The organism is Aquiflexum sp., from assembly GCF_041751335.1.
GTDB lineage: Bacteria > Bacteroidota > Bacteroidia > Cytophagales > Cyclobacteriaceae > Aquiflexum.
On sequence record NZ_JBGSXS010000440.1, the window covers coordinates 1 to 10612 of the forward strand.

General features: G+C 38.2%; 8 protein-coding genes. 6 read left to right on the plus strand and 2 right to left on the minus strand.

Annotated elements, in window-relative coordinates; all coding sequences use genetic code 11:
* Positions 1–200: 200 nt before the first annotated feature.
* Positions 201–1412, minus strand: a complete 1212-nt coding sequence (gene mnmA, locus ACEW8U_RS23150) for a tRNA 2-thiouridine(34) synthase MnmA (protein ID WP_373524429.1) — start codon at positions 1410–1412, stop codon at positions 201–203.
* Between the two features lie 94 nt (positions 1413–1506).
* Positions 1507–2244, minus strand: a complete 738-nt coding sequence (locus ACEW8U_RS23155; protein WP_373524430.1) for an NYN domain-containing protein — start codon at positions 2242–2244, stop codon at positions 1507–1509.
* 521 nt (positions 2245–2765) lie between these two features.
* Here ACEW8U_RS23155 and ACEW8U_RS23160 point away from each other — a divergent pair.
* The 6 genes from ACEW8U_RS23160 to ACEW8U_RS23185 all read left to right on the plus strand — a co-directional run bounded on the left by ACEW8U_RS23160 (position 2766) and on the right by ACEW8U_RS23185 (position 10492).
* Positions 2766–3857, plus strand: a complete 1092-nt coding sequence (locus ACEW8U_RS23160) for a 6-phosphofructokinase (RefSeq protein WP_373524431.1) — start codon at positions 2766–2768, stop codon at positions 3855–3857.
* An 11-nt stretch (positions 3858–3868) separates the two neighbouring features.
* Positions 3869–4312 carry a DUF1572 family protein gene (locus ACEW8U_RS23165; protein ID WP_373524432.1) on the plus strand — a complete coding sequence of 148 codons (444 nt, stop codon included), beginning with the start codon at positions 3869–3871 and terminating at the stop codon, positions 4310–4312.
* Positions 4313–4450: 138 nt separating this feature from the next.
* Complete coding sequence (locus ACEW8U_RS23170; RefSeq protein WP_373524433.1) at positions 4451–5020, plus strand: NADPH-dependent FMN reductase; 570 nt, start codon at positions 4451–4453, stop codon at positions 5018–5020.
* A gap of 58 nt (positions 5021–5078) precedes the next feature.
* Positions 5079–6503 (plus strand): sulfatase, encoded by a 1425-nt coding sequence (locus ACEW8U_RS23175; protein ID WP_373524434.1) that lies wholly within the window; start codon positions 5079–5081, stop codon positions 6501–6503.
* An 87-nt stretch (positions 6504–6590) separates the two neighbouring features.
* Positions 6591–9734, plus strand: coding sequence for an AsmA-like C-terminal region-containing protein (locus ACEW8U_RS23180; RefSeq protein ID WP_373524435.1), 3144 nt, complete (start codon positions 6591–6593; stop codon positions 9732–9734).
* A gap of 341 nt (positions 9735–10075) precedes the next feature.
* Entirely contained in the window at positions 10076–10492 is a 417-nt protein-coding gene (locus ACEW8U_RS23185) for a hypothetical protein (protein ID WP_373524436.1), read from the plus strand.
* The last annotated feature ends 120 nt before the right edge of the window (positions 10493–10612 follow it).

The following is a 10612-nucleotide window of genomic DNA, read 5'->3' on the forward strand; positions in this document are numbered from 1 at the left end:
TTCAGTAGGCAGTTTACAGTTTTCAGTAGGCAGTTTTCAGTCTCAGTAGGCAGTTTTTAAGGTTTGGAAAACGGATATAGATATTTATGCTATTTTAAAATCCGAATTTAGGAGGACGTTCCTTCATATTTGGGTTATTTAAATCTAAAATCTAAAATCTACCCTCTAACTTCATCCTTCATCCCTCAGCCTTCATCCCTCTAAAAAATCACCCCCGACCCAATGCTTTCCTCACCTTCATACCAGGCCACAAACTGACCTGAGGCAACTCCTCTTTGGGTTTGATCAAATAGGATATAGAGTCCGTTTTCTTTCATGATCAAAGTAGCCGAGGTTAATGGCTGTCTGTATCTGATTCTAGCCTGGTATCTGGCAGATTCGCCTACAATTAGTTTTAGGTCTTCTCTGATCCAATGAATCTCTTTATTCGGTACAAAGAGACCTTGACGGTTTAATCCCGGATGATCTTCGCCTAATCCGGTATAGATGATATTCTCCTGAGTATCTGTGGCAATGACAAACAATGGCTTGCCAGTTCCACCAACTTGCAAACCTTTTCTTTGACCCACGGTAAAATAATGGGCACCATTATGTTCCCCGATTTTTTTTCCTTGATCCGGGGAATATTTGATCGGTAGGCATAGACTGTCCAAAGTGTCCAAGTCAAAGTCTTCAAAGGAAATACCTGCAGGAACCAATTTGGATTTGTAAATCGGAAGTTCTTCGGGAACTACTACAATTGCCCCTTTCTTAGGTTGGAGTTGTTGTTGGAGGAAATCGGGCAACCTGACTTTTCCAATAAAACAAAGCCCTTGACTGTCTTTTTTGTCTGCAGTGATCAAGTCCTGTTCTTTGGCGATTTTTCTAACTTCTGATTTCTGTAGGTGTCCGATTGGAAACAGCGCTTTGGCCAATTGTTCCTGATTCAATTGGCAAAGGAAATAACTTTGGTCTTTGTTGGGATCCGCACCTGCCAAAAGTCTGTAAACTGTTTTGCCAGCTACTTCAAGTTTACCTTTTTGACAATAGTGACCTGTGGCTACAAAATCCGCTTTGAGCTTTTGTGCGGCTTTGAGAAAAATATCAAATTTGATTTCTCTATTACATAAAATGTCCGGATTGGGAGTCCTACCTGCCTTATATTCTGAAAACATATAATCGACGATCCTTTCCCTGTATTCTTCACTGAGATCAATGGCCTGAAAGGGAATTCCTAGTTTTTCTGCCACTAACATGGCATCGGTACTGTCTTCCATCCAAGGGCATTCATTTGAGATAGTTACTGATTCATCATGCCAGTTTTTCATAAACATGCCGATGACTTCATAGCCTTGTTCTTTGAGAAGGTAAGCGGCGACTGAGGAGTCAACTCCACCGGATAGTCCTACGACTACCCTTATATTTTTTTCCATAGTTTTGAAATTATTCATGGATTCAAGGTCCATGAGGTTTCACATATTGGTCACAACATACAGTGTTGGTGAATTGGTTCTCAAAAGTAAAAAATCAGGGTTTGTTTCTCACATAAATCAGTTTAAACCTTCCTTTCTGGTTTTCCCGCTGTTCAATTTCAAAAGCATTGATGGATTTGATTAAAGGGGTGAGTTTTTGGAATCCATAATTCCTTGCATCAAAGTTTGGCTGTTTTTTCTGCAGCAAATTCCCGACATCTCCTAAAAATGCCCATCCATCATCATCTGCCAAATCGGAAATGGTGGATGCAATCAATCTAATCACTTTCGAATTGATTTTATCTACTTGAGGTGAGGGTGTGGTTTTGTTGGTTTGGTCTGCTGCTTCTTCTTCTCGTTTTTGAAGAATTTCTAGGTAAATGAATTTGTCGCAGGCTACAATGAACGGATCGGGGGTTTTCTTTTCTCCTATTCCTATCACCAACATTCCGGCTTCTCTTAGTCTAGTGGCTAACTTAGTAAAATCACTGTCAGAGGATACAATACAAAAACCGTTTACTCTTTCAGAATATAATATGTCCATAGCGTCGATGATCATAGCTGAATCAGTGGAATTTTTTCCTGATGTATAGCCATATTGTTGCATGGGATTGATGGCATTTTCCAAAAGGACATTTTTCCATTTTACCAATTGAGGCTTCGTCCAATCTCCATAAATACGCTTGATAGTCGGGTTGCCGTATTTGGCTATTTCTTCCATCATTTCCTTGACCTGTGCCGAAGGAACGTTGTCAGCATCGATCAAGACAGCTATTTTAATGTCAGTTTGCATTATTGTTTTTTAACTAAAAGTGAGTTTATTGATTTATGAAACAGGTATTACATTTTGTATATGTTCTGAATAGGAAATGACATCAGATTACTCGTCATTCCGAGGTACGAGGAATCTCAAAAGGTCCTATTTGTGTTCAAATTTATCATTTCCTGAACCTCGTGAGATGCTTCTCCCGATAGCCCCGATAGCTATCGGGGGGATCAGCATGACGGCTGCTCCGAATTCTGTCATTGGTAGGAACGAAGGATCTCTAGAGGTCCTATTTATGTTCATATATCATTTCCTGATCCTCGTGAGACCCTTCTCCCGATAGCCATCTGGAGAAGGGTGACGGCGGCTGATCAGCATGACGGGCCGCACCGATTTATGTCATTGGTAGAATTTAAGTTAAAGGTAGTAATTACATCCAACCAATCCGAGTATAGATTATATTTCCATTACATTTTGAAACAATAAAGAAAGGCTATAAAAAACTATTTTCGTAAGTTGCCTAACGAAAAAAACAATCTTTTAAATCTATGAAAAAACTTTTGATCGCGACAGGTGGGGGAGATTGCCCTGGTTTAAATGCAGTAATCAGAGGAATCTGCAAAAGGGCAAAAAAAACTAAGGAATGGGAAGTGTATGGCAGTATGGAGGCATTCAATGGCCTCTTTACCGATCCATTAAGAATAATAAAATTGACCAGCAAAAAAACAGCTGGCATCCACGTGAGAGGCGGGACAATTCTGAAAACCACTAACAAATCAGACCCTTTGCATTATCCCATCAAAGATGAGAACGGAAATGTCATTTTTGTGGACAGGACCAAGGAATACGTAGACAGAATCAAAGAATTGGGTTTTGATGCAGTGATAAATATTGGCGGAGATGGTTCCCAAAAAATCTCCAAAGCTTTTTTTGACCATGGATTGCCGATCATTGGAGTTCCCAAAACCATCGATAATGACCTTTCGGCTACTGACATGACTTTTGGTTTTCAGACTGCTGTGCAGATTGCCTCTGACAGTTTTGATAAACTTGTCACTACTGCGGAAAGCCATCATAGGGTCATGATAATGGAGGTAATGGGTAGGGATGCAGGTTGGATAGCCTTGCATACAGCCATTGCAGGTGGTGCCGAAATTTGCTTGATACCTGAAATACCTTATGATATCCAAAAATTGGCCAAAAGAATAGGGTCGAGGTACAATGATGGAAGAGGTTTTGTCAACATTGTTATTGCAGAAGGTGCCAAAGCCAAAGAGGGGACAATTGTCTCAAGAGAGGGTGAGGAAGGTTCAAGGCACGTTCGATTGGGCGGTGTGGCCTTGCAATTGTCGCAGCAACTCAAAGATGCTGGAGTAGAGGCTGAAATCAGGGAAACCATTTTGGGCCATGTGCAGAGAGGAGGAACTCCAACCGCATTCGATAGGGTATTGGCATCTTTGTTTGGTGTCAAAGCTTTCGAGATGTTACTGGAAGGTGATTTTGGAAAAATGGTAGCTTTCAGAAACAATTCATTCGTATCGGTTCCTTTAGAAGATGCGACCAAAGAAAATAATGTGGTAGGCAAAGACAGTTTTATTGTACACGGTGCTAAAGGATTGGGAATAATATTCGGGGATTAAAGAAAGAAAAGATGAAAGATACGCTTATAAATTTATTTGACAGAGACTTGAATAAGTTGAAAAATGAATTGATACTTTACAAGAAAGAAGAAAATATCTGGAAAGTTTCAGGTGATATACTCAATTCTGCTGGGACACTTACGATACATCTGATCGGAAATTTAAATCACTATATAGGCGCTGTTATGGGAAATTCCGGGTATATCCGAGACAGAAATGCCGAATTTTCCATTTTGAATGTCCCGAGAGACTCCATGGTACAACAATTGGATGCAACAATCCAAGAAGTTTCAAATGCCATCTTGTTGTTTTCAGAGGATAAATTTGACAGCAATTATCCACATGTTGTATTTGATGAACCTATGACTTATGAATATTTCATGTTTCATCTGGTAAGCCATTTAAATTACCATCTCGGGCAGGTCAATTATCATCGTAGATTATTGGATAATTGAAGCCTAGAATTTTTTCTTTACAGGTTCTACATGGTTTTCATTATTTATTTCATCTTATTTAAATCTGGAAGTAAATAGATTCAAATGAACAATTCATCTAACTAATGAATTTATAAGTAATATCAAATCAATCAGATAATGACCAAAATTCTTATTATTTCCGGAAGCCCAAGAAAAAAGACCGTGTCTTTGAGACTTGCCAAACATATTTTTGCGACACTGAAAAAAAGGGATGAGATTGAAGTGGATCTTTTGGACGTCAGAGAGTTTGGTCTTCCATCTATTCAAGTTGTTTGGCAAAAAAAGGAGGATGTACCATCTGAATATTTGCCTTTATTCCAAAAAATGAAAAGCGCTGAAGGATTTATTTTGGTTTCCCCTGAATACAACGGCGGTTATTCATCTGATCTGAAAAATCTTCTCGATCATTTCCCCAAATCCATTTACAAAAAGAAAGCATTTGGGATTGTGACGGGTTCGTTAGGATCTCTAGGCGGAATGCGAGCAGCCCAAAAACTATTACTTTTGGTTCCTGCACTATTTGGGATTGCCTCACCTTTCATGATGATTACACCGCAAATGGACAAAAAATTTGATGGGGATGGAAATCTGAGTGATGAATCTTTTTCCGACAACATTGATATATTTATCTCAGAATACCTCTGGCTTTTGGAACGTCTAAAAAGCTATGAAAATCAGTTGACCTGAAAATTTTTTTTCAATAAAAAGTATTTATTTTGGAAATCCTCACATTCATTCCCGACTTATGAAAAATCCTTTAATTCTGCTGTTTGTGATTATTGTTTACATACTTGGATGTACATCTTCCGAAGAGAAAGTTCAGAAAACTCCAAATATTGTGTTGATTTTCACTGATGATCAAGGGTATAATGACTTAGGAGTATATGGTTCACCGGACATTCTAACCCCCAATCTTGACCAAATGGCTGCTGAAGGCATGAAATTCATCAATTTCTATGTGGCACAGGCGGTATGTTCGGCTTCAAGGGCAGCTTTGCTAACAGGTACTTATTCCAATAGATTGGGGATTCATGGGGCCTTGGACCATTCCAGCAATCATGGTCTAAATCCTGATGAGACAACAATTGCCGAAATGCTCAAACCACTTGGATATCAAACCGCGATTTTTGGTAAGTGGCATTTGGGACACCATCCTGAGTTTTTGCCTACCAATCAGGGTTTTGATGAATATTTTGGGATTCCTTATTCCAATGATATGTGGCCCAACCATCCAGAAACTAAAGGTTACTATCCCCCTTTACCTTTATACCATAATGATAAAGTTGTAGACACAGTTTGGTCAGATCAGAGCATGTTTACGACTTGGTTCACCGAAAAATCAGCGGATTTTATTAAGCGGAATAAGGACAATCCGTTTTTTCTATATTTAGCCCACCCCATGCCACATGTGCCATTGTTTGTATCTGATAAATTCAAGGGTAAATCCGAACGGGGACTTTATGGGGATGTGATTATGGAGATTGATTGGTCAGTAGGAGAGGTGCTCAAAGCGCTTAAAGAAAATGGATTGGAAGAAAATACGCTGGTGATTTTTCTTTCGGACAATGGTCCTTGGTTATCCTATTCAGGACATTCAGGCTCAGCTTATCCACTCAAAGAAGGTAAAGGCACTTCCTGGGATGGTGGGGTGAAAGTACCTGCCATTATGAAATGGAAGGGGAAAATTCCTGAGGGGAAAGTACAACAAAATCCTGCCATGAGTATAGATATTTTACCCACTATTGCAGCGCTTACAGGAGCCCAATTGCCATCTTTACCCATTGATGGCATGAATATCTCTCCAATGTTGATAGACGATGCAATGTCTTCCCCGCAAGAAGCATATTTTGTCTATTATAATCGAAATGAGTTGCAGGCAATAGTTATGGAAGAGTGGAAACTTTATTTTCCACATCGATTTAGGTCGATTGCACCTGATCAGGATTTTAGAAATGATGGGTTCCCATTGAAATATACCATGGTCGATTTGGAAGGAATGGAATTATACCATATTCCAACTGATATATCTGAAGAAAATAATGTGATAGGTGATAATACACAAGTTGTAGATCAGTTTTTGAAACTTGCTGATAAGGCCTACTTGGATATGGGAGATGCCCTTACTGGAAAAGTGGGTACTAATCTAAGGGAACCTGGAAGGATTAATTGAACATTTGATCAAAAATTCTTGCTTAATTTTATATTCGAATAAATCAATTTCCGTTGAAATTGACATAATCCATTTTGAATTGCCCACATGAAAAGTAAAAAAAAATTGCTGATTTTGGTATTTTCAATCATTCTCATCATACCGTCTGCTGCCATCATTCTTTTATATGCTCAACAGAAAGCCCTTACTCAAAAAGCAATTGGAATCTTGAATGAGCAATTTTTTGGGGAACTAAAAGTAAGAGATTCTCAAATTGCCCCTTTTGCCAATTTCCCTTATATATCTATTGATTTAAAGGGCATAATTTTTTTTGATGGAAAAACTAAGGATTCCAATATCATATATGCCGCTGAGGATTTATATATAGGTTTCAGTATTTGGGACATCATTTCTGGCAAATACAATGTAAAAAGCCTGAAAATTCAAAATGGGCATCTGGATCTGGTCAAAGATGCTGAAGGAAATATCAATTTATTGACGGCAAAGGGAAATGGTAATGAAGTTGTGACAGGTGAGGAAGAAGAAGAAATCAACATTGATTTGTCATCTATCCAATTGAAAAACTTCAAAGTGAAATTTGATGATTTATCAAACCTATCAACGATTGATGCCCATCTTGAGAAAGCAGATGCAGCCATTAAAATTCAAGATGACCATATTTACATTGATCTGATTTCCGATTTGATTTTTGATTACATCGTAGATAGCAAACCTTCATTTTTCTATCAAAAGCATTTCAGGTTGGATTTGGAATTTGATTATGATCAAAACACCAATGAATTGTTTCTAGCTCCTTCCAAGTTGCATTTGGAAGATGCACTATTGGGTTTGGAGGGCAAGGCAGATTTAGGAGATGAGATTTATCTGGATGTAAAATTGTCAGGGGAAAAGCCTGACTTTTCTTTGCTAGCTGCTTTTCTACCCAATGAGACGGCAATGCTTCTCAAAAAATATCAAAATGAAGGGGATGTGTATTTTCAGGGAAGTATAACGGGATTTGCTGGAAATGGCAATGTCCCTGAGATTGCAGTGGAATTTGGTTGTGACAATGCTTATTTTCTCAATACAGGCATCAATAAAAAAGTTGATGACTTAAGGTTTACCGGATTTTTTACCAATGGAAAAGACAGAAGTCTGAAGACCTCAGAATTTCAATTGTTGAATTTTTACGCCAAACCGGATGAAGGTAAATTCCAAGGAAGATTGATAGTAAGGGATTTCGAAAACCCCTATGTCAAAATCAATTTGAATGCAGATTTGGACTTGGAATTTTTGGGAGATTTCTTTGAAGTGGAGGGTCTTCAAGGGATCAGCGGTCAAGTTATAGTGGATATGGATTTTGATGAACTCATTGACTTCGAATCAGGATTAGGTAGAATCAGTAGTGCCAATAACAGCGTGCAGAGTGAATTGAAAATCATCAATCTCAATTTTTCCCTGCCTGATTATCCGCATCAGATCAGAAGAGTAAATGCCTATGCATTAATGCAAGAGGGAGATCTTCGATTGGATAATTTGAGCTTCCGCATTGCAGATTCAGATTTTAAACTGTCAGGCACTTTGAGCGATTTACCTGCAATTCTGCATGGTGACCCCAAACCTGTAAAGGCAAAAATTGATGCTAATTCCTCAAAAATTGATTTAAAGCAATTAATGCCGACAGATAGTTCCTTGAATGAGGTAATCAATGATTTTAAAATCAAAATTGCTTTTGAATCAACTGGAAAGGAACTAATGAATTTTGAGCATTTGCCCAAAGGGGAATTTTTCATTGATGATTTCTACGCCAAGCTGGAAAACTACCCTCATGCTCTCCACGATTTTCATGCTGATATTCTGATTGGGGAAAGAGATATGGAAGTAAAGGATTTTTCAGGTGAGATTGACAAGAGTGATTTTCACTTTTCTGGGAATGTCCAGAATTATCCGAAATGGTTTCACGAAAATCCAACAGGAGACAGTAGGTTTGAATTTGAATTGGTCTCCAATCATTTAAATATCAGTGACCTCTTGAAGTACAATGGCGTTAACTACCTGCCCAATGACTATCAAAATGAAGAAATTGATAGGTTAAATTTGAAAGGAAGTCTTGACCTTCATTATAATAAAGGATTCGAGTCCGCTGATTTTTATTTAACTGATCTTGATGGAAAGTTCAAGGTTCATCCATTAAGATTGGAGGATTTTGGAGGGAGGATTCACTATGAAAATGAATTCCTAACTGTCACTGATTTTAGCGGAAAGATGGGAATCTCCGATTTCAAAGTTAATATGGGTTATCAGCTTGGTGAACCGGATTCTCTTCGGAATAAAAGAAATTTTTTCTACCTGAAATCACTTGCCTTGGATTTGGATGCGTTGATGGGCTTTGAAAGCATTGATGTAGACACCAACCATCAGGAGGCATTCAATGTTTTCGATATTCCTTTCTCGGGAATGGACTTCAAAGTCGAAATCGGGAAAATGAACTACCATACTTTTTGGCTGGAAGATCTGGTGGCTACAGCACGTACCACTTCCAATCACTATATTTATTTGGATACTCTTGGTCTGAAAGTGGCAGATGGGACTTTGGGTGTAAAGGGATATTTTAATGGTTCTGATCCTGAGCACATATATTTTCACAGTACGATGAAAGCCGGAAAGCTTGACCTTGACAAGCTACTGATCAAATTTGAGAATTTTGGTCAGGATTACCTGATCAATGAAAATCTTCATGGAAAAGTAAGCGGGACCATTTCCAGTAAGTTTCTTGTCTATCCTGATCTTACACCGATTATAGACAAGTCGGAAGCGAAAATGGACCTGACAGTATATCAGGGCAGCATAGTGAACTTTGCGCCATTGAGCGCCATGTCAAGCTATTTCTCGGATCGTAACCTTAGAAATGTGAAATTTGATACGCTTAGCAATACCTTTGATCTAAAAGATGGAGTATTGAATATTCCCAGCATGAACATCAATTCAAGTCTCGGATTTATTGAGCTTTCCGGAAAGCAAAGCTTGGATATGAACATGGATTATTTTATCAGGATTCCATTGGGCATGGTGACTTCAGTAGGATTTAAATCCCTATTTGGAGGGAAAAACCAAAATGAAGTTGATCCTGATCAAGAAGACGCGATCGTGTACAGGAATGATGACAAAAAGGTTCGATTTGTCAATGTTAATATGAAAGGCACACCCGATGATTATAAGATCAGTCTGGGGCGGGATAAGAGGTCTAATTAAGTTGGCTTCTCGGGATTTGCAATCCCGAGAACAGATAAAACGGAATTTGTAATTCAGGTAACTTTGTCCTTAGGAAATGATTGGGATTAAAAATCCCGCTCATCTGCATTCGACATTACAAATGTCGAATAGCTCAGCTTCTTGGGATATCCTATCCCGAGGACATATTAATGGAATTTGTAATTCCGGTATACTTGTCCTACGGCAACGATTCTGTTTAAGGGTATACCATTTCATTTAACTAATGGAATTCATTATTTTTAAAGTCCATGAATTCACCACAAAAATCAGAAAGACGTTTTTTATTTTGGTTAGCTATACTGCTCTGGGCAAATTATTTGATGCTAATAATAGGTTTGCTCATCGCTTTTGCTGGAAATTCTTTTGTTTTTGCTTTGCACAATGATGGGACTTTTGAAGTTTTCAATCAAGGAGAACAGCTTTCAAGCCCAATTCTAGATTTGAAAAACTGGCTTTTCGGGATTATTGGAGCAACTATGGTAGGGTTTAATGTAATGGCTATTTTTATCATCCGGTTTGCACTAAAAGAGAAAGAAATATGGGCATGGAATGCCTTGTTTTATGGGATCATTGTTTGGTTTATCATCGACTCAGGTATTTCCTTTTATTATGCTGCTTATTTCAATTTATATTTGATTAATATCCCTGCACTTTTGACAATTTTGATTCCACTTTTCTTTATAAGAGTATTGATTGTAAGAAATTTCCAATCGAACCACGGATCAGATAATATTTAGTATTAATAATTCCCCAGAGTTTTTTCCCCAGGCTCTTTGTTAATCCGCTTCTCGGCTCCTCGAGATTAGCAATCTCAAGAAAAAATCCAACTTGTTGAAATATATTATGGGGAAAATGGT